Below are 20765 nucleotides of genomic sequence, written 5' to 3'. Positions count from 1 at the left end.
CTCTGGTATGCAGGTTACACCGTTCCTGCGCTACCAGGTGGAAATGGCCTGGCGTCAGGATGAACGCCGTCAGGCCGAACTGGCCGCTGTCCGAACCGAGACCGAGTTTCTCGAATACCAGCGCGATCTGCGCGGCCGCCTGCTGGAGATTATCGGCGGTCTGCCGGAGGAGAAAACGCCGCTAAGGCCGCGTATCACGGGCACTATCGAGATGGATGGTTACAGGATAGAAAAGCTGGTGTTTGAAAGCCTGCCCGGTTTCCATGTGACCGCGGCGGTGTATGTCCCGGCCGGGTTTCAGGGTAAACGTCCCGCAGTCATTGTAACCTGCGGGCACTCGCCGGTTGCGAAGGCTTTCCGTAACTATCAGGAAATATCAGCCCGCCTGGTTCAGCGGGGCTATCTGGTTATCTGCCTCGACCCGGTGGGCCAGGGCGAGCGCAGCCAGTACTGGGATAAAACGAAAAACGACAGCCGCTACAACCGTGTCTGCGGGGAACACGGCATCTTCGGCAACGTCGCCTACCTGGCCGGTTCCAGCCTGGCGCGCCACGAGGCCTGGGACTGCATCCGGGCGTTCGATTACCTCGCCACCCGCCCCGAAGTCGATCCCGAGCGGATTGCGATCACCGGGACCAGCGGCGGCGGCGTGCAAAGCGCGCTGGCGATGGCCCTGGAGCCGCGGATTTTCGCCGGCCTGCCGTCGTGCTATATCAGCAGCCTGCCGATGAGAATGGCCAACCGCATCTTCCGCGATCCCGACAGCGATCCCGAGCAGGATGTCCACCGGATAGTTTCCTCGGGTGTCGGCCATCCCGGCCTTTGCCTGCTGACTTACCCGCGGCCGCTTGTGCTGTCGGTGGCCGTCGAGGATTTCTTCCCGATCGAGGGCGCGCGCAAGACCTGGCGCGAGGTCGAGGCCGCTTATCGGCGGTTCGGGCATGCGGACAAGGTCGCGATCAGCGAGGGCTACCATCCGCACAGCTTCAGCGACCATAACCAGTTGTTCGCTTTCGGCTTCCTCGACCGTCAGAACGGTCTGCCCGAGCGCCACGGCTTCGAACCGTTCAAACTGCTGGATGTCGAGGAGCTCAACGCCACCAAATCCGGCCAGGTCCGGGTGGAATATCCCGACGGCAAGCATTTCCTCGAGCTCGTCCGCGATTATTATCACAAACGGAAAGACTCCCGCAGTATCGGGATCAGGGACATCTACCATGGCAGAAACTATCCCGGTATCGCGCGCTGGACAGTAGTCCCCTGGCGCTACGGCAAGTCGCTGCAGGAAATCGGCTGGGAGGCAGCCGGCTCGGCTGAACATAACGGCTACACAATCGACAGGTACGTTTTGCACCACAGCGGACTGTTGAGTATCCCGGTGCTGCATGTCAAATCCAACGCCGGGTCCGCCGGCAGCAGAGCGATCCTCTGGCTCGGCCACCGTCGCAAACTGGGTGAGGACAATTTCAACCAGGTGGAACAACTGCTGGAGCAGGGCTACGATGTCATCAGTTTCGATTTCCGCGGCCAGGGCGAGAACATGATGCGCTATGCTGTCGCCAGTATCGATGATCCCCGGCTGGCGGCGGTAGCGCTGAAGGAGCAGTATTACAGCCAGCTTTCCGGTGTGATGGCCAACTACGTCTATAATACCCTGCTCACCGGGCGGCCGTATTTCCTGCAGATGGTGGAGGATGTGGAAATCGTGAGTAAATTCGCCAGTGAAAAACTCGGGCTGCCCGCACTCGATATTAGCGGACGCGAATACGCCCACACTCTCGCCGCGGCCGCCGCCGGGTCAATCGACGGGCTCGGGCTGGTCAATTCTCCCGACGGCAAGCTGGTCGACTGGGCCGGGATTGTCGAGCGCATGCAGGAAACCTGGCCGATCGAGTACCTGCTGCCCGATGGCGCCTACGTGGATTTGAACTAGTTCTCTGTTCTCACTTTTACAGATGGAGGTGCGCTAGTGACCAACGGAAGTCTGGTGAAAACGAGCTTTGTCGTACTGTTGTCTCTTCTCCTTTCGGGCGCAATCTCGCAGGCGGCGGTAATCGACGCCTGGGCGCTCGGCGATGGCGAGAAAGTGTTCCGCTACGAGGAAGACCATCCCTCCAAAGCCAAAAATAGTATCTGGAACGGCCGGCGGATCAGCCTGCGGGGCCTCTATAACGAGGTGCTGGCCTTCCAGGTGATTGTCGTTGCCGACAGCCTCGGCGCCAAGGGCGTGGAGATCGCTGTCGACCCGCCGGTACATCAGAGCGCGGGCGTGGCGATGAGCTCGGGTGGAATGCTTTATGGTCCGGGCGGGACTGTCGAGCTGTTCAGCCAGCACTACCTTCGCGTGCGACGCCCCACCAAACCGCAATGGTTCTATGGATCGGAGGCCAGCGCACCGGAGAAGATGACCGGCTGGATTCCGGACGCGCTGATCCCGACCGACGCCCGCACAGGACGCGGCGGGTTTCCGCTGGATATCCAGCCTACCCGTCAGGAAGTCAACCGCCGGCAGAACACGCTGGAGATTAATCCCCGCCAGGCGGCCCAGAACCAGGGCTTCTGGGTGGACCTCTATCTGCCCCGCGACCGCCGCTGGCCGGCGGGAGTCTATACCAGCACGGTACGGGTCAGCGAAAACGGCGCGGAAGTACGCCGCATCCCGCTGAGTGTCGAACTGCTGCCGGCCCGCCTTCCCGACGAGAACCACTCGAATATCTGGCTCTATGCCGGCGTGGGCACGATCAAGACCTATCTCCCGGAGCTGAGCGACGAAGAAGCCGAGAAGATGCTCAAGTTCATCTCCCACCGTCACCGGGCCGACCTGGTCGGCGGCAGCGACGCCCACCGCAACCCGTTCGACCAGGCGGATATGGATTCGTACAAGGGCTGGCTCGACGGCAGTGCGTTTACTCCCGCCAACGGTTACCACGGCCCCGGCGAGGGCGAGGGCGAAAAACTGTTCTCGGTCGGGATGTACGGTGCGATCACCGACAGGGTGATGAACAGCATGGAGAACACACGGGCCGAAAGCGACAAGTGGGTGAGTTGGTTCGAGAAAAACGCGCCGGATGTCACCTATTTCTGGTACATGATCGACGAGCCGGGCAAGGTGCAGTTCCCCTGGATCAAGGAGCATGCCGACTGGGTCCATTCCAACCCCGGACCCGGCAAGCGCCTGCCCGTGTTTACCACGCGCCAGTACACGCCCGAACTCGATGAGGCGATAGATATCTGGGCCGGCGGCCATGGTGTGGACCTGGAAGCCCTGCCGAAACTTAAACAGCAGGGCAAGAACCACTGGTTCTACAACGGCTCCCGCCCGCGCTACGGCTCGGTGATCCTGGAAGCCGAAGCTGTTGACCTGCGGGTCAACGCCTGGGTCAAGTATCTCTACGGAGTCGACACCTGGTTCCTCTGGCACGGCAACCACTGGCAGCACAACTCGCAGGGACCCAAGGGACGGCTGCATCAGCGGGTATTCACCGAGCCGCTGACCTTTATCAGCTGGGGGATGAATTTCGGCAACGGCGACGGGATCGTGTTCTACCCCGGACGCATGCCGTTTTACCCCGAAGAGGACCGCGGCCTGACCCGGATCCTGCCCTCGATCCGGCTCAAGAACATGCGCCGCGGCCAGCAGGATTTCGAGCTGATGTGGCTGGCCCAGCACAAAGTCGGCAGGGACAAGGTGCTGGCGATGGTCAAGGAGATTGTCCCGCGCGGGCTGGATGAAGTCGAGATGAAGGACCCCGTGCCCTGGAGCCAGCGGGGCGACGACTACGACCGTGTGCGCAACGCTCTGCTCGATATCATTGTCAAGTGACAGGAGGTTACGTGAGTGTTCAACTCGACTACAAGCCGGTGATGCCCGCTCGCCGCGACGTGCCGATCGGGTGTATCGGCGCGGGCTTTATCGTCGCCGACTGCCACCTGGTCGCCTACCGCGACGCCGGGTTCAATCCGGTGGCGATCGCCTCCAGGGGCGATAGCGCCCGCAAAGCCGCCGACCGTCACAAGATCCCCAGAGTCTACGACACGGCCAACGCGCTGCTGGCCGATAAGGAAATCGAGGTGGTCGATATCGGCGTGCCGCCGGATATCCAGCTGGAGATGGTGCGTAAAACGGTCCGGCACGCCGACCATGTCCGAGGGATCCTGGCCCAGAAACCGCTGGGAGCGGATTACGCCGAGGCCGCCGAGATTGTCAGGCTCTGCCGCGAGGCCGGAATCACCCTGGCGGTGAACCAGAACATGCGCTACGACCAGAGTATCCGCGCGGCTAAAAGTCTGCTGGATCATGGGGCGCTGGGAGAACCTGTCCTGGCCACGATCGACATGCGCGCTATCCCCCACTGGATGCCGTGGCAGGAACGTCAGGGCTGGTGCACCCTGCGGATCATGTCGATCCATCACCTCGATACGTTCCGCTTCTGGTTCGGCAACCCGGACCGCGTGTTCGCCAGCACGCGCCCCGACCCGCGTACCAAGTTCGAGCACACGGACGGTATCTGCCTCTACATCCTGGAATACGATAACACCGGCCTGCGGGCCACCTCCTGGGATGATGTCTGGACAGGTCCGGCACGCGAGGGGGCGGGTGACGATATCCGAATCCACTGGCGTATCGAGGGCACCAAAGGGCTGGCCAAAGGGACTATCGGGTGGCCCAAATACCCGGCGCGTACGCCGAGCACGATCGACTACACGACGGTTGACGACAACGGCGAGTGGCACAGCCCCCGCTGGGAGGAGGTCTGGTTCCCTGACGCGTTCGCCGGGCCGATGGCCGAGTTGCTGGTCGCCCTGGAAACGGGCGCGGAACCGAACCTGGGCGGTGAAAGCAACCTGGGCACGATGGCCGTTGTGGAGGCGGCTTACGAGTCGGCGGTGAACCATGTCGCCGTCGCACCAGACAAATGGCTGAAAGGGGAACAAGCATGAAACTGGGACTGATCAACAGCGCTTTCGACCAGGTTGGGATCGAGTTCAGCGAGGGAATCCGCCATATCGCCGAGATCGGCTTCGACACGGTGGATATCCATACCGAAGCCTGGGATATCAGTAAAGAGCAAAAGGATACCATTATCCGCGTGTGCGCAGACAACGGCCTGCCGATTATTTCGGTCCCGGTCTGCTCGCTGGGAATCGCCGATTTCGCCGACCCCGTCAGGGCGTTCCACGTCCGGCGGACCAAAAAGTTTGTCGATTTCGCCCGCGATATCGGCGCGCGCAATGTCCTGCTCGTGCTGGGCGAGTACCTCTGGCAGCAGGAAGTTATCCCCCCGCAGGCCCAGTGGGACTGGGCCGTGGAAGGCTGCAAACAAATTGGTGATTACGCCGGGGAGAACGGCCTGGAGATCGTGCTGGAACTCGAACCGTTCAAACTCTCGATCGTCAACAACGTGGAGAACATGGCCCGCTTTCTCGACGATGTCGCCAATCCGGCCGTCTTCGCCAATATCGACGTGAGCCACGTGGCCCTGGCCGGCGACCAGCCGGAGAAGCTGCGCCTGCTCGACGGCAAGGCGCACCACGTTCATTTCTCCGACTGCGACGGCAAGGTCCACGGCGACTTTCCCCCCGGCGACGGCGTGATCGATTTCCGGCCGTTCATGAAGGTGCTCAAGGAGATGGATATCGACGGGGCGCTGAGTATCGAGCTAGAGTACTGCCCCCAGCCGGAGGCAATTGTCGAGTGGGTGCGCAAGGCTTACACCGAGACCGCCCGGCTGATGGACGAGGTCGGCTTGAGGTCGTAAGAGGCACATCCGTTTCGGCTCAAATGACCTGCATTCCCGGGCGTACTTCGCGAGGTCCGGCGCGGCGTTATGCGACGGGGCGAGCACGATCGGCAGCGCCTGTTTAACCGCGCTTACAAGTCGGCCGGCATTGTCCAAATGGTCCAGCGAGTCCGGCGCAGCGGAGATTTTTGGTTCTTTTCATCGACTGGAAAAGAGCAATAACCGGTGCTTTTACGGGAGGCTCTCATGCTGTTTCATTCCAGCATGCTTAAAATCACACTCGTCCTGTGCCTGTCCGCGCTGCCGGCGCCGGCCAAAACGATCTATCTGTCCGCCGGCGGAGATGATAACTCAGCCTGCGGGGCCGGAGCGGAGTTCGCCACGCTCGAGGCGGCGCTGGGCTGTCTGGATGCGGGAGACACCTTATTCGTCCGCGAGGGTGAGTACACCGGCGGACCGCTCGTGGAACTGGATGGTACCGCCGAGGCGCCGATCGTGCTCATGGGCGAGAGCCTGAACGCCGTGATTGACACCAGCAACCGGGACAACAGGGACAACCTGCGTCTGGACCACAGCTCGCACGTTATCGTTGACGGCCTCACGTTCCGCCGTTCCAGCCGCGCCGGGCTGAGCCTGATCCGCTGCGACCATATCACCGTGCGCAACTGCGTATTCGCCAATAACTACAAGTGGGGGCTGTTCACCGGGTTCGCCGACGATGTTCTGTTCGAGAACAACGAGAGTTACGGCGCCAGGGACGAACACGGGATTTACCATTCCAACAGCGGCAACCGGTTTATCATCCGCGGCAACCATGTCCACCATAACCGGGGCAACGGGATCCATCTCAACGGCGACCCGGAGCTGATGTCCGAGCCAGGTGATGACGGCGTGCTGAACTTCGGCATTGTCGAGCGCAATATCATCCACGACAACGGGGCCGGCGGCGGGGCCGGGATCAACATGACCCACGTCCAGGATATTATCTGCCGCAATAACCTGATTTACAACAACTTCGCCGGAGGATTCACGTATTATGCGGACACGGATGATCAGAGATATACCAGCAGGCGCGCGCTGATCATGCACAACACGGTCCATTTCAAGTCCGGTGGACGCGCTGTAATCAATATTCAGTCCACCAGCAAAAGCACGGTGATAGTCAACAACATCCTGGTCTCCGGCGGGTTCGAGCCCGTGCTGCAGATGTGGTCCGATTATTCCAGCACCATGATCAGCGACTACAACCTGTTCTGGGGAATCGACAGCAGCAACAATATCGTCACCACCAGCGACCGGCTGGGATACTCGTTGGGCAACTGGCGTAGTAACAGCGGCAACGATAAGCATACCCGCTATGCCGACCCCTCGTTCGTCTCGGTCCCGGACACCAGCTTCGTGCCGTCGGATACCAGCGCGGCGGTGGATGCGGCCGCGCCGATGGACACGGTGCGCGCCATGGTCGCCAGTCTCGACAGCGCCGGCTGGCTGCTCGGGCGGCTGGACTCGATCAGGATCGAGGATATCAACGAAAACCTGCGCCCCGCGGGTGACGGGCCGGATATCGGTGCGTTCGAGGTGGGCGCAGGGCCAGAGTCGCTCTATGATTTCAACAACGATGGCCGGTTCAACGTCGCCGACGCCCTGTCGCTGCTGCTGAAAGGCTTGCGCAATCCGGGTGAGGAGTCGTACGATATTGACGACGATGGTGTCTGGAGCATTGGTGACGTAATCGCGCTGCTGAGGATAATGATGGAAAATTCTTCGCTGCTTGCCGCAAACGATGACGCATACTCTTTATAAAAAGTGTTTCCCGGCGCTCGTGCTGGTTGCCATGCTGGCGCTCGGGTCACGGGCGCAGGCCCGAACGCTTTACGTAAGCCCGGACGGCGACGACGCCAGCGACTGCGGCCCCGGCGCCGAATTCGCCACCCTGGCCCGGGCGGTTACCTGCCTGATCCCCGGAGATACGCTGCTGATCAGCAACGGCGTGTACGCGGGCGGCGTGCAGGTCTCTGTCGAAGCAGGCGAGACAAACCCGCTGGTGATCCGTGGCGAGAGCCTGGAAGCAATTATCGACGGCAGCCCGGAAGGTATCGATGCGCTCCGGATCCAGGACGCTGCTTATGTGGTGCTGGAAAACCTGACAGTCCGTAACGCCGGGCGAGCCGGAACAGCGGTACGTTTCTCCCACCACGTGCGAATCTCCGGCTGCCTGTTCACCGACAACAATACCTGGGGTATTTTTACCAGTTTCGCCGACGACCTGACTGTCGAATACAACGAGACCCGCAACAGCAAGGTCGAGCATGGAATTTACCACTCCAACAGCGGCGACCGGTTTGTCATTCGCGGCAACCATGTCCACCACAACCGGGGCAACGGGATCCATCTCAACGGCGACCCGGAGATCCCGGGCGGCGACGGGGTGCTGAACGAGGGAGTGGTGGAGCGCAACCACGTCCACCACAACGGCGCAGCGGGCGGCGCGGCGATCAACATGACCCACGTCCACGATATTATTGTCCGCAACAACCTGATTCACAATAACCTGGCGGGCGGGATCACAGTCTATCAGGACACCGGCACGTTCGAGCAGGGTTCCAAGCGGGTGCTGATCACCGGCAATACGCTTTATTACGCGCCGGGTGAGGGTCGCAGCGGGGTCAATGTCCAGACAACCAGCGAAAAAGTGGTTATCACCGGCAATATATTCGTCTCCGGCGGCAGCCGCGGCAACATTCAGGTTAATTCCGAGCACCTGCGGTCCATTATCAGCGATTACAACCTGTTCTGGGGCGTTCAGGAAAGCGCGCTGGTGGAACGCAACGAGACTGTGCTCAGCCTGGAGCAGTGGCGCACCGATACCGGCAACGATCTGCACTCCTTCCGTGCCGACCCGCTGTTCCGCGGTATCCCGGAATTCGATTTCTTCCCCCTGGATTCCAGCCCGGCAATCGACGCCGCCGCGCCGCTGGATACCGTCCGCGCAATGGTCTCCGGGCTGGAGGGCACGGACTGGCTTCTCGCCCGGCTCGACTCGCTCCCGCCGGAAGATTTCCTGCAAAAGTCGAGACCCGCGGGACGAGCTCCCGATATCGGCGCCTACGAATTTGGTTCCGCTCTGCAATCGTCCTATGATTTCAATGGCGATAACCGCTTCAGTGTGGCCGACGCCCTGACCCTGCTGCTGAAAGGTTTGCGCAACAGGGCGGAACCGTCGTACGATATTGACGGTGACGGTGTCTGGAGCATTGGTGACGTAATCACTCTGCTGAGATTGATTATCGGGAATACCTCCCCACGGATATCCGGCAATGGCGAGCTTGTGATGTTTTATTCGAGGGGGGAATAAAGGGCAGGACCCTTTGAAAAGCTCGCATGGATAATATTCTGCTTTAGCAGATAACTCCTCTGTACCGGCCCCGGTTCAATAAAAGATACCGGGACGCCGGTGGAGCACACCGGATGAACTTTAACAGGTCCGCCCTGACTGTTTCTCTGTACCTGCTGTTTCTCTTCAGCGGCGTGTCGGCACTTGTGTACCAGGCCATCTGGCTGAGGATGTTCGCCCTCGTGCTGGGCAACAGCCTCCACTCGGCCGCCACTGTGTTCGCGGCGTTCATGGGCGGACTCGCGCTCGGAGCCTGGCTGGTCGGTTCGCGGATCCGGCTGGTCTCCGACCGACTCCGTCTCTACGTGCTGCTGGAAACCGGGGTTGCGCTCTCCGCTCTGGCGGCCAGCTGGCTGATCCCCCAGCTCCATTTCCTCGTCGCTCCCGCCTGGCATCTGCTCTCAGGTTTGCCCCTGCTGGTCGATCTGTTCAGGGTGCTGCTGGCCCTGGCTATCCTGCTTGTGCCCACCGCACTGATGGGCGGGACTCTGCCCGTGCTGGTCGCATTCACGACCAGCGATGTGGAGCTTTCCGGAAGACGGGTGGGCGCGTTTTACGGCTGGAACACGCTCGGCGCGGTTGCGGGCTGCGCACTGACAGGTTTCTGGCTGCTGCGCACCGCCGGTATCACCTCATCTCTTCAATTCGCAGTGATGCTCAACCTGGCGGTGGCCTCGCTGGCGCTCTTATTACGTCTGCTGCCGCGGGGCCTGCCGGAAGGAATCCCCGCGTCTCCGCCCGCGGATAAGCCGCCTGCCCCACTCCTGCCGGCCAATACACGTCACCTGCTGCTGCTGGCAGCCGGGATAACCGGTTTTGCCGCGCTGGCGTTCGAGATAGTCTGGGCGCGTCTGTTGAGCTATATCCTGCACAACGACATCTACGCCTATTACCTGATGCTTTCCACCATGCTGTTCGGCATCGGAGCAGGCAGCCTGATCTATGCCCGCTGGCTCGGCAGGTTCAAGGACCGTCTGCTCCTGCTGGCGGGGATGGAAATCATGCTTGCGTTGAGCGTAATTGTCTGCTACCTGGCCTGCGCCGGACTCTACCTGCGCGATGACAGCCTGCTGATCAACACCGCAGTCCGGGAGTTGTTTGTCACCCTCGGCGCCGGCCCGTTCGTCTCGATGATCCTGCTGCGGCTGGTCTACACCCTGATCGCCATGCTCGTCCCCGCCCTGCTGCTGGGCGCGATATTCCCGGCTGTCTGCGCGGTCTATGTCTCCGAGCCGGACAATATCGGCGGGCAGACCGGTGAGGTATATGCAATCAACACGCTGGGCGCAATCTCCGGCTCCCTGCTGGCCGGCTTCCTGCTGATCAGCTCCGTGGGCGTGCAGGGCTCGCTGATCCTGATTTCCGCGGTTGTGCTGGCCACAGGACTCTGGCTGCTGTTCCACCAGCGGACAGTGTCCGGGCACGCAACGGCCATCAAGCGGACCGCCGCCGCGGTTGCGGTTACCGTGTTCGTTGTCATGGCGGCGCTGCCCGGCAACCAGGTACGCCGGTTCGCTCTCAAAGACCGTCCCTACACTACGCCGGTATTCTACCGCGAGGGACTCTCGGGGACGGTGGTCGTGCTGGAGGACAGGATCAGCGGGATGAGGAGCCTGTATATCAACTCCATCGGCGAGGTCGAAAACTCGTTCACCGGGATGCAGACTTTCAAGGTGCTGGGCCACCTTCCCCTGCTGCTGCACGAAGGCGAGCCGCGCAACGTGCTGATGGTCACTTTCGGCGGGGGGATTGCCAGCGGCGCGGTGGCGGTCCACCCGATCGACAGGCTGGACGTAGTGGAACTGGAACCGGCCGTGGTAGCAGCGGCGTCCAGCGCCTACCGGACGGAGAACCGGGCGGTTGTCGAAGACCCCAGAGTGAAAATCCACCTCGAGGACGGCCGTCACTACCTGGCTGTCACCCGCGACAGCTACGACGTGATTATCTCCGACGCCACCAATCCTGCGTCGGTGGACAGCTGGCTGCTCTACACGGTGGAATTCTACAGGTTGTGCGCCTCCCGGCTCAATCCGGGCGGGGTGATGGCTCAGTGGCTGCCGGTGCATTCCGGCTCCCCGGAAACGTACAATACGGTCGTGCGGACGTTCCAGACCGTGTTTCCCAACACCAGTATCTGGCAGACCAAGGACTATACTGTGCTTGCGGGCACACCCGCTGCGCTGGATATCGACTTCCCCGCGCTGAGGTCGGCGCTGGCCGAGGAGCATGTTGCCGCCGATCTGGAGCCGTGGTGCCTCGACAGTCCGCTGGAGCTGCTGGACTGTTTCCTGATGGGACCAGAGGGCGCGCGCCGGATGAGCGCGGGAGCGCGGGTCAGCACCGACGACCTGCCGTTTTACCAGTTCACCGGTGAACAGTCCGGCCCGCATGAAATCCTGTCGATGCTGGAGGGCAACCGGGAACCTGTGACGGGTTACCTGTCCGGGCTGGACAGCCTGAGCGCGGCCGCGCTCGACGACAGTCTGAGGCCATACTGGCGGGCGGAAGCCTATCTCCTGCGCCGCGATTTCCTCTCGGCCGCCCGGATGAACCCGGCAAGCTGCAAGTATGCCCGCTACCGTGACGACTACCTGGCCGAGGGCGACTATTACGAGCGGATGCTGAGCTACGCCGGTGACAATTACAGGGTCGGCCTGCGGACCGGCATGGCCCTGGCCGAGCACGGGCGCTTCGGCGAGGCCCGGGACCTGTTCGGCCGGCTGATCGAGCAAAGCCCCGACGATCCGTCGATTCACAGCACCCTGGGTAATATCGAGTTCAAGCTGGAGAACTACCGCAGCGCCGTACGCCACTACCGGACCGCGCGGAGGCTCGGGCAGGAAAACGCGGCGCTGCTGATTAACCTGGGGTTGGCGCTTTTCTCCGAAGGGCTTGACGACGAGGGCATGGAAGCCCTCCAGCAGGCCGTGGTGGTAGATCCAACCAGCGCCGAGGCTCACTATTATCTGGGACTGGGCTACGGCAGGCTGGGCGAAAAACAGCTCGAACTGAACCAGTACAAGCAGGCGCTGTCCAAAGACCCGCAGCACGTGGAGTCGATGCTCAATCTGGGAATCCGCTATCTGGAGCAGAGAATGTTCGCCGAAGCCGGAGAGATGTTTTCCGGAGCGCTGAGGACAGACCCCACACTGGCCCGCGCCTGGAGAGGATTGGGAATAGTGATGTACGCCCAGGGGCGGGCGGAGCAGGCCGTCAGTTCGTTTCGCATGGCGCTGCAGTATGACCCCGGCGACGACCGGTCGCGCCGCTACCTGGAAATGATCGGCGAGCCGGAATGATCTTTCCTACCGCCAGCGCAGGAAATCCCCGTTCACAAACGTCCCTTCGGCCCCCGGCGCACCCATCGCGGGGCCGTAATGCACTCCGCCGCCAAAGGTAGTTAGGTAAATCATCCCCGGATTATGCGGATCGAACGCGGGACGGTGGCCCCACTTGAAGTCGTAGCCCTCCAGCCGATACCAGCTCTGCCCGCGGTCATCGCTGCGGAAAGCGGCGCTGTCGAACGTGTTGATCACGATTGTGGAGGGACTGTTGGGGTCCAGCGCGGCGGCATAGACATGGGCCGACTGGTCGAATACAAGTTTCCAGCTGGCTCCGCCGTCTTCTGTGCGGTAGAGCCCTCCGTTGCGTTCGCGCACCGGGAGAGTCGATCTGTCGGTCCAGGGCCAGCAACTGAGGTAGAGCCTCCGGGGGGCACGGGCTGCAACGTGCAACTTAGCCAATCCCGCAAGCTGTAAACGAGAGAACTTTGAAACAATAATACCGCCGAGCCCTTAGGGGTGACCGCCGGTCGCCCGCGGGCGGACCCATGTGTCCGCCCCTACGAAATATGTAATATATTTGAGTTTAAAGCTCATTTTATCATATAAAATCCGCCATAGGGGTGCCAAAAAATATTTTCTGCAACCGGTTTGGGATTAAATCAAAGGTCTCAAAAAAAAATATCCCGTGGCCGTGTTTTACCTTTTCCATCAACCTGCCGCCGGTTATATTTCAATTCATCCAAACCGGTTACACACTATAACTCTTCCTGTCGGAGTGTTTGCATGCGTCACAAAATGTTTACCGCTGTTCTGCTGATGTCGGTTCTCGCCGTGCTGGCGGCATCCCCCGCCGCGGCCGAGGTGACGATGTGGGAAGAGGACGTGGAACTGCCTACCTATCTGATCGGGCCGCCCGAGGACGACCCGATATTCTACGCCGGCCGCGTGTATCAGGGCGCCCAGGGCCGGGTGTATCCCTATCCTCTGCTGGCCGATATCAAGCACCGCAAGGAAATGCGCTCCCATCGGATGGTATACCTGGAGAACGAGTACGTGAAAGTGGGCCTGATGCCCGGTGCGGGCGGCGGAGGAAGGATTTTCAGCGCGGTGGACAAAACCACCGGTTACGATTTTTTCTACCGCCAGCAGGTGATCAAACCAGGCCTGATCTCGGTGCTGGGAGCCTGGCTCTCGGGCGGCGTGGAGTGGAACGTCCCGCACCATCACCGCACCTCCACCTTCCAGCCGGTCGACTACCGGCTGGAGGAAAAGCCGGATGGAAGCAAAACGGTCTGGATGGGCGAGACCGAGTGGCGGCACCGGATGAAATGGATGGTCGGCGTAACGCTCAAACCCGGTCGCAGCCAGGTTGAGGTGACCGGCAGGCTGTATAACCGCACTCCGATGGTCAACTCTTTCCTCTTTTTCGCCAACGTGGCTGTCCATGCGGATTCGTCCTACCAGATCATTTTCCCGCCGCCGCAGCAGTGGGGAACGGGTCATGGCAAGCACGAGTTCACCCGCTGGCCGATTCATCCCGGCGGCGACGTGCTGGGCCGCGACGGTTACAGTCCCGGCGACGACCTCAACTGGTGGAAAGCCCATCCCTCGCCGATCTCCATTTTCGCCTACAATTCCAAGCAGGATTTCCTGGCAGGCTACAACCACCGCCTGCGCGCCGGCGTGGTGCATGTGGCCGATCATCACCTGGTGCCGGGCAAGAAACTCTGGGAATGGGGTCCGGGCGACGCAGGCCGGATGTGGGACAACGTGCTTACCGACGAGGACGGGCCCTATATCGAGCTGATGATCGGCGCGTACAGCGACAACCAGCCCGATTACAGCTGGATCCAGCCGTTCGAGACCAAGAAGTTCACCATGACCTGGTGGCCCCTGTCGGGGATCGGCGGGGTCAAGGAGGCTACGCTCGACGCGGCGGTGAATATCGAGCCGGCGGGCGGGGGCCGGGCTAAGGTGGCATTTAACGCATCGGCCGCGTTCCAGTCCGCCCGCGTGCTGGTTCGCGCCGGGGATCAGGTGCTGCTGGACGAAACTGCCGACGTGGCCCCGGATGCGCCGTTCAGCATGGAGCTTTCTCTTCCCGCGGGTGTTGAAGCGAGCGGGCTGGAAGCGATTCTGTTCGACTCGGGCGGCAACGTGCTTGTCGGATACAAGGAGGAGCCGCAGCAGGAGCGACCGGAACCCGAGGCGGTTACCCCGCCGGATGCTCCGGAGGAAATCGGCTCTGCCGAGGAACTCTACCTGGCGGGCCAGCGGCTGGAGCAGTTCCACAACTCCGCAATCGCTCCCGAACCGTACTACGAGGAAGCGCTCCGCCGCGATCCCGGCGACTACCGCAACAACATGGCCCTGGGAATCCTGGCGATCCGCAGGGGGATGTTCGATAAAGCCGAAAAGCACCTGGAGCGGGCGGTGGCCAGGATTACGGCCAAGCATACCCGGCCGCGCGATGGAGAGGCGCTGTACTATCTCGGCCTGGCCCGCCGCGCCCTGGGAGACCTGGACGGCGCGCGCGACGCCCTGTTCGACGCAAGCTGGAGCTTAGCGTTTTACGCCCCCGCGTTCTACGAGATCGCCCGGCTCGACACCTGGAACGGACAGTTCGACCAGGCCCTCGACTATCTGGACCGCAGCCTGAGCGCAAACCTGCTTAACAACCGCGCGCTCTGCCTCAAAGCCGCAATCCTGCGCAGAACCGACCGCCCCGAGGTGGCTGTCGAGGTGGCGCGCCTGCTGCTGGAAGAAGACCCGCTGGAACACTGGGCCGCCAACGAACTGGGCCTGGCCCTGCAGGCAATGGGCGGGTTTTCGGCAGGGCGGGCCGTGATGGATTCCCTGGCCGTGAGGATGCGCGGCTCGTGCCAGAGCTATCTCGAACTGGCGGCGGACTACGGCGGCTGCGGCCTGTGGGATGAAGCGATCGCGGTGCTCGAACGGCTGGTGGACCTTGAGGAAACATACCGGAGTTATAACGCCGGCGGAGTCACCGACGCGCCGAGTCTGACCGATGGCTCGAAAGCGATGGCCTACTATTTCCTCGGTTACTGTCACAAAATGATGGGAAATTCCACCCTGGCCGGACAATATTACACGCAGGCGTCGAGCCAAACTCCGGAGCTGGTGTTTCCGTTCCGGCTGGAGAGTATCATGATCCTCGGCGACGCCATCGCCAGCCGCCCCGGCGACCCGATGCCGCGCTACTACCTGGGCAACCTGCTGTTCGACCATCAGCCCGAAAAAGCGCTGGCCCTCTGGGAGGAAGCCCGGCGGCTGGGCGGCGATTTCTCCACCCTGCACCGCAACCTGGGGCTGGCATACTCGCGGGTAAACGGTAACCGGTCACAGGCGATTGTCAGCCTGGAGCGGGCGCACGCACTGGAGCCAGATGACGCGCGGATCCTGCTGGAACTGGATCAGCTTTATGAAACGGCCGGCAAAACTCCGGTGGAGCGGCTGGCCCTGCTGGAAAAACGCCAGCCGGTTGTGGACGAGCACGATGGTATCCTGGCGCGCGAGATCGTGCTCTATGTCCGCCAGGGCAGTTACGACCGGGCGATAGACCTGCTGACAAGCCATACGTTCGCGGTCTGGGAGGGCAGCGGGAACATCCACGACGTGTGGGTGGACGCCCTGCTGGCCCGCGGCCGCAACCGGATGAATAACGGGCGGCACGAGGCCGCGCTCGAGGATTTCATGCTGGCGTTGACCTGGCCGCCCAACCTGGCAGTGGGCCGCCCGCGTAACGGCGGACGGGAGCCGGAGGTGATGTACTTTATCGGCAGGGCTTATACCGCGATGGGACAAAGCGCGGAGGCGGGAAAACAGTACGAACTGGCTGTGCAAAACCTCAGGCCGCCGGTGAGCGAGCTGGCCTACACCCAGGCGCTGGCTTATCTGGAACTGGGACAGCGGGACAAGGCCGCGCAGATATTCGAGGCGCTGGAGTCGACCGGCCGGGACCGTCTGGAAAGCAGCCGGGAAATAGACTACTTCGCCAAGTTCGGCGTGGGCGAGAGCGAGAACCGGTGGCTGGCCGAAGCCCACTACCTGCTCGGACTCGGCCTGCTGGGCCGGGGCAATGAGGGAGAAGCGAAGGCGGAGTTCCGCGAGGCGCTGGAGCTGGATGTCAACCTCCTGGGCGCGGCCAGACGGTTGGAGTCACAGTAGCGTTAGTGTTCTGTATCAGAAATAACATTCCGTATTTTGTAGGGGCGCACCCGCGTGTGCGCCCGCGGGCAGACACATGGGTCTGCCCCGACATTATAATCGTGACGAGAGTTTCTTCGCCCACAGTAAAAAAGCCAGCGGACAGCTCTGTCTGCTGGCTTTTTTATGCAACGAGAGACGGCAGGCTCACTCCATCTTCCGGTTCACCAGCTTGCCGAACTCCGGGAGAATGTCGTAGTTACTGCTCCAGGTGGTGTACATCATCCCCACCGCGTTATCCGTCGCATCCAGCGATTTCAGCCAGCCCCGGGCAGTGTCCAGGTTGCCCGCGCTGGAGCCGATCGTGCGGAACCCGTGGCTGGAAAAATGTTCCAGGCTCAGGTCGCGCCTGGTGCCGTACCAGCAGACGATTATCAGGTCCCTGGGGATATACTCCCAGCTGTTGTCGAAAACCTCATAGTTGAGGTAATAGTAGTCCCTCCGCTTATCCGGGTAGTCGGCATTGTGGTGCGGATCGAACATGTCGCTCCAGATCAGTACCTCCGCATCGGGGTTGACTTCGCGGATGATCGACACCTGCTTCTTGACACACTCGCCCAGCATCTCGGACAGGCTCAACCCCCTGGCCCGGCAGGTTTCGCAGGTGCCGGCCAGGCGGAGCTCATCCACGCCCAGGTAGTACGTCTCCGGACGGATATATTCGTGGAGGAACTTGACGCTCCTGCGCCACCAGTCGTAAATGCCGGGGTCGCTGAAACAGGCCGGCGTCTGGCCGTGGTAGATCGGGTGATTGTTCCAGTAGCTGACCCTCAGACGCTCACCCTCGGCGATCCTGCTGCCGGGTGTCAGCTTCAGCGCGGGCGGCTCGTGATCGTAGAGCATGGTCATCAGGGGGTCGTAGAGCGGCTCGTAGTCGCGGCCCTCGACATACACGACCCCGGACTTCTCTCCCTTGACCACCAGCGGTGTGCCCTCGCGGCGCAGGATGTTGACCGGCCCTTCCTCGCCGATAGCGTAGTTGTCGATCCAGAATGTCCCGCCGCCGCCGCCGGGTGCGCCGACAGAAATCCTTGCGCTAGTGTATTCCCGGCTGTTAAACGCCACCCTGGCCTCGGTCCAGCCGGCGGTGGCCTGCAGCGGAGGGATGTAGTACTGCAGCCGGCGGCCGTCGGGGCCCTGCACCAGTATCGGGAACACGTCGCCCCTGCTCTCGATCCCCTCGGTTTTGATCATCAGGGTCAGACGGTAATTACGCCAGGGGGCAACTGTGATTTCCTGGCTGACCACCGGAACGAAATCGTCCTCGGCCTCGGCGCTCATCGTTACCTTGAGCGATGATTTCCCGGCGTATTTCTCGTTGCTGTCGATCTCTGCTTTCGCCCTGTCGCTGCCGACTTTCCAGCCCGCCGGGCTGCCGCCGCTGCCCTGCTCGAACCCGCCGTTGACCAGTGCCACCGCCGGGTCGTCGGCCACTCTGGCCTCTCTTCCCCTGACAATAAACAGCGCGTCGGTGACCGGCAGGCCCTCGAGCAGATGCTTGTCATTATTCAGCATCGGAGCATTGTAGCCCATGCCCATCATGGCCGGAATAAACTCGACACCGTTTTCCCGGCAGGCGTCCACCATCTCACGGAGGAACTTGTAGCTGTAAGGCGCCTCGCGGGTGATCCGGTCGAAATAGGCATCGAGGACCAGGCCGTTGAGACCGTTGTTACCGGCGGTCACGGCCAGTTCCTTGACCTGCCCCGTCAAGCTGGCGTTATCCAGCGGCTTGCCCGTGACGTAAACCAATTTATACCGGTAGTCTTTCTGCGCGTGCAGCGCACCGGCCGCCAGCATCAGCGCGGCCGCCAGCAGGATGGTTCCGCGGATCGCAATCATCATTGCAACTCCTCTTCAGCATTCAGTCTGTGACCGGATACCGCTTCCAGCTCCGGACAATTTCCTCGGGCACAACATGGGCGCTCAACATGTCGCCGAACTCATCGAGCAGCTCGAACTTGTTCAGCCAGCTGGTGTACAACAGGCCCAGCGCGCCGGGGGTCTCGTCCAGCGCCTCGACCCAGGTGGTGTCATTGGAGATATCGTCTTTGTCGTAGTAACCGCAGCCGAACGTACGGAAGCCGAGGTTAGAGAAATGACTCAGGCTCTCGTGGCGCATCCGGTGATTCCAGCAGGCCATGATCAATTCGCGGGGGATATCCACCCAGCTGTTGTCGAACGTGCCGTCAACGTGGTAGTAATAGCCCCGTCCGCGACGGTCTCCGGCATTGTGGTTGGGATCAAACATATCGCTCCAGGTTATGCACTCCGCATCGGGCGCGATTTCGTGGACCAGCTGCACCTGCCTGGTGATGCAATCCGCCAGGATCTGCCCGATGGTCATGTTGCGGCTGGTGCAGGCGGCGCAGGTCCCGCCGGCGCGGACCTCGTCCACGCTGATGAAATAGTATTTGGGATCGAGGTGTTTCTCGATCAGCGGGATCGTCCGCCGCCAGACGTCGAATATCTCCGGCTCGCTCATGCAGGCAGTAACCTGGCTGGCGTAAACCTTGACGCCGTGGTAGAAACTGACCCTCAGTCTTTCGCCGTCGCTGATCCGGCTGTCGTCGGTGAGCACGATCGGCGGGCTGTCGTGGTCCCAGTTGAAATCCAGGTTATTGTCGGCGACTTCCAGAAAATCCCGCCCTTCCTCATAGACCGTGCCGCTTTTCTCACCCTTGACGGTCAGCGGAGTTCCGGCGCGGCGCAGCAGGTTGACCATCCCGATCTCCTCCAGGCTGATCCCGTCCAGCCAGAAAGTACCCTGGTCCGCTCCGTACATCCCGATCACGATTTCGACCATTTCGTAGCCGCGGCTGTTGAAGCCCACCACCACTTCGGTCCAGTCGGTGTCCTGTCCCACCCGGGGCCGGAGGTAGGTCAGTTCGCGCCTGTCCTCGCCGCCCAGGACATGGACCTGGAAATTGCCGGAGCCGAACGCGCCGGACTCATCCATCCCGCTGGTCTTGACCCACAGCTTGAGCCGGTAAAGCCTGTCTGGAGTGACTTCCACTTTGCGCACCAGACGGCCGGGATTATCCTCCTTGCCGCCAAAATTCTCGAACCGCAGCGCGATCCTGCCCTCGCGGACCTCTTCCCTGTCGATAAACGTCACCTCTCCCAGCGCACCGGGGAGTTCCCAGCCCGGCACCTCGCTCCGGCCGGCTTTCTCGAACCCGCCGTTGCCAAGGCTCACGGCTGGATCGGCCATGTGGATGACCCGCTTGCCCTTGACCACAAACAGGGCGTCGCGCACCGGGATCCCTGCGGCCAGGTTCCGGTTATGCGCCAGCATCGAGCCGTTGTAGCCGATATCCATGCAGCGCGGGATAATGTCCAGGCCATACTCGTCGGCAATCTGTTTGACTTCGCCCAGGCGACGGAAATATTCCTTGCCCTTGAGGTCGATCCCGTCAAAACCAGACGAGAGGTAGATGCCGTTCATGCCGTGCTCGCTGGCGGTTCTGGCGATCTCGCGGATATCCTCCACGTGCTGATCGTTGCTCAGTCCGCGGCTGATATAAACCCAGCGGATCGGGTATTGCCGGGAACCGGGCCCGCAGGATACCAGCACAGCGGCCAGCAGGAACAACGAGACAAACCAGGCAGCAGTTCTCATCGCTAACTCCTGTCATCGAGTTGAGAATGGAGCGGAGTAAAAGTTCTCTCCCGAAGCTTGTCAGGATTGCTCGATTACTATCATGTCGTAGACTTCGAGTTCAGGCACCACGAAATATACCCGGCCGTTATCGACCGTATATTGAAGGTTCTGTTCATCCGGCCGGTCCGGGCTAATCACGCGGACCGCCCTGACTTTTCGCCCCTGATCCAGACGGACGTCCACCGGGATCGCTGTCCGCGTGTCTCCGTCGCGGTAGTTGACCAGATGGACCACGATCAGCCTGTCTTTCTGGGTCTGTTCGACAACCACCCAGTCGGGAGCCTCGACTTCCACACTCAGCCGTCCCCCGCAGGCATTGCGGACCGCGCGTTCGAGGTCGCGGCGGTTCGAGGGCAGGATCCAGGCTCCGCGGCCCTCGTGACCGTCCCAGGACCCTTCCCAGCCGGCTGCCTGCCGGGAGTCGGGAGCGACTATTTCCGGCACGTAGACCACTC

11 protein-coding genes are annotated in these 20765 nt (G+C 61.7%); 8 read left to right on the top strand and 3 right to left on the bottom strand.

What is annotated here, in order from left to right; all coding sequences use genetic code 11:
* The first annotated feature begins 7 nt into the window (after positions 1-7).
* From FVQ81_02585 to FVQ81_02555, 7 genes are all read left to right on the top strand, one after another.
* Positions 8-1933 (top strand): prolyl oligopeptidase family serine peptidase, encoded by a 1926-nt coding sequence (locus tag FVQ81_02585; protein MBW7995459.1) that lies wholly within the window; start codon positions 8-10, stop codon positions 1931-1933.
* Positions 1934-1969: 36 nt separating this feature from the next.
* Entirely contained in the window at positions 1970-3823 is a 1854-nt protein-coding gene (locus FVQ81_02580) for a DUF4091 domain-containing protein (GenBank protein ID MBW7995458.1), read from the top strand.
* A gap of 41 nt (positions 3824-3864) precedes the next feature.
* Positions 3865-4941: a Gfo/Idh/MocA family oxidoreductase gene (locus FVQ81_02575; GenBank protein MBW7995457.1), complete on the top strand. Its 1077-nt coding sequence runs from the start codon at positions 3865-3867 to the stop codon at positions 4939-4941.
* The gene (locus FVQ81_02570) at positions 4938-5759 is read left to right on the top strand and encodes a sugar phosphate isomerase/epimerase (GenBank protein MBW7995456.1); all 822 of its coding nucleotides are present in this window, start codon (positions 4938-4940) and stop codon (positions 5757-5759) included. Before FVQ81_02575 ends, FVQ81_02570 begins: the two co-directional genes overlap by 4 nt.
* Positions 5760-5987: 228 nt before the next feature.
* On the top strand, positions 5988-7544 hold the full coding sequence (locus FVQ81_02565; GenBank protein ID MBW7995455.1) for a hypothetical protein: 1557 nt from the start codon (positions 5988-5990) through the stop codon (positions 7542-7544).
* The gene (locus FVQ81_02560; protein MBW7995454.1) at positions 7525-9096 is read left to right on the top strand and encodes a hypothetical protein; all 1572 of its coding nucleotides are present in this window, start codon (positions 7525-7527) and stop codon (positions 9094-9096) included. The genes FVQ81_02565 and FVQ81_02560 overlap by 20 nt, the downstream gene beginning before the upstream one ends.
* 113 nt (positions 9097-9209) lie before the next feature.
* Positions 9210-12434 carry a tetratricopeptide repeat protein gene (locus FVQ81_02555; GenBank protein ID MBW7995453.1) on the top strand — a complete coding sequence of 1075 codons (3225 nt, stop codon included), beginning with the start codon at positions 9210-9212 and terminating at the stop codon, positions 12432-12434.
* A gap of 6 nt (positions 12435-12440) precedes the next feature.
* Here FVQ81_02555 and FVQ81_02550 read toward each other — a convergent pair whose 3' ends face one another.
* Positions 12441-12869: a hypothetical protein gene (locus tag FVQ81_02550; protein MBW7995452.1), complete on the bottom strand. Its 429-nt coding sequence runs from the start codon at positions 12867-12869 to the stop codon at positions 12441-12443.
* A 333-nt stretch (positions 12870-13202) separates the two neighbouring features.
* Here FVQ81_02550 and FVQ81_02545 point away from each other — a divergent pair, with 333 nt between their 5' ends.
* Positions 13203-16607: a DUF5107 domain-containing protein gene (locus FVQ81_02545; GenBank protein ID MBW7995451.1), complete on the top strand. Its 3405-nt coding sequence runs from the start codon at positions 13203-13205 to the stop codon at positions 16605-16607.
* Positions 16608-16793: 186 nt separating this feature from the next.
* On the opposite strand, the gene FVQ81_02540 is transcribed toward FVQ81_02545, so the two are convergent.
* Both FVQ81_02540 and FVQ81_02535 read right to left on the bottom strand, forming a co-directional pair.
* Positions 16794-18491, bottom strand: coding sequence for a hypothetical protein (locus FVQ81_02540; protein MBW7995450.1), 1698 nt, complete (start codon positions 18489-18491; stop codon positions 16794-16796).
* A gap of 19 nt (positions 18492-18510) precedes the next feature.
* The gene (locus FVQ81_02535) at positions 18511-20268 is read right to left on the bottom strand and encodes a hypothetical protein (protein MBW7995449.1); all 1758 of its coding nucleotides are present in this window, start codon (positions 20266-20268) and stop codon (positions 18511-18513) included.
* Positions 20269-20765: the final 497 nt, after the last annotated feature.

It is taken from the genome of Candidatus Glassbacteria bacterium (assembly GCA_019456185.1).
Classification (GTDB): Bacteria; Gemmatimonadota; Glassbacteria; order GWA2-58-10; family GWA2-58-10; genus JAJRTS01.
The sequence above is the reverse complement of the archived record's forward strand: the minus strand, read 5'-3'. Positions and strand labels throughout refer to the sequence as shown.

Bases quoted from the DNA above. Each gene is read 5' to 3' on its own strand.
- FVQ81_02535 (MBW7995449.1), bottom strand. From the start codon at position 20,268: ATGAGAACTGCTGCCTGGTTTGTCTCGTTGTTCCTGCTGGCCGCTGTG.
- FVQ81_02575 (MBW7995457.1), top strand. From the start codon at position 3,865: ATGCCCGCTCGCCGCGACGTGCCGATCGGGTGTATCGGCGCGGGCTTT.
- FVQ81_02570 (MBW7995456.1), top strand. From the start codon at position 4,938: ATGAAACTGGGACTGATCAACAGCGCTTTCGACCAGGTTGGGATCGAG.
- FVQ81_02545 (MBW7995451.1), top strand. From the start codon at position 13,203: ATGCGTCACAAAATGTTTACCGCTGTTCTGCTGATGTCGGTTCTCGCC.
- FVQ81_02540 (MBW7995450.1), bottom strand. From the start codon at position 18,491: ATGATGATTGCGATCCGCGGAACCATCCTGCTGGCGGCCGCGCTGATG.
- FVQ81_02555 (MBW7995453.1), top strand. From the start codon at position 9,210: ATGAACTTTAACAGGTCCGCCCTGACTGTTTCTCTGTACCTGCTGTTT.
- FVQ81_02585 (MBW7995459.1), top strand. From the start codon at position 8: ATGCAGGTTACACCGTTCCTGCGCTACCAGGTGGAAATGGCCTGGCGT.
- FVQ81_02560 (MBW7995454.1), top strand. From the start codon at position 7,525: ATGACGCATACTCTTTATAAAAAGTGTTTCCCGGCGCTCGTGCTGGTT.
- FVQ81_02565 (MBW7995455.1), top strand. From the start codon at position 5,988: ATGCTGTTTCATTCCAGCATGCTTAAAATCACACTCGTCCTGTGCCTG.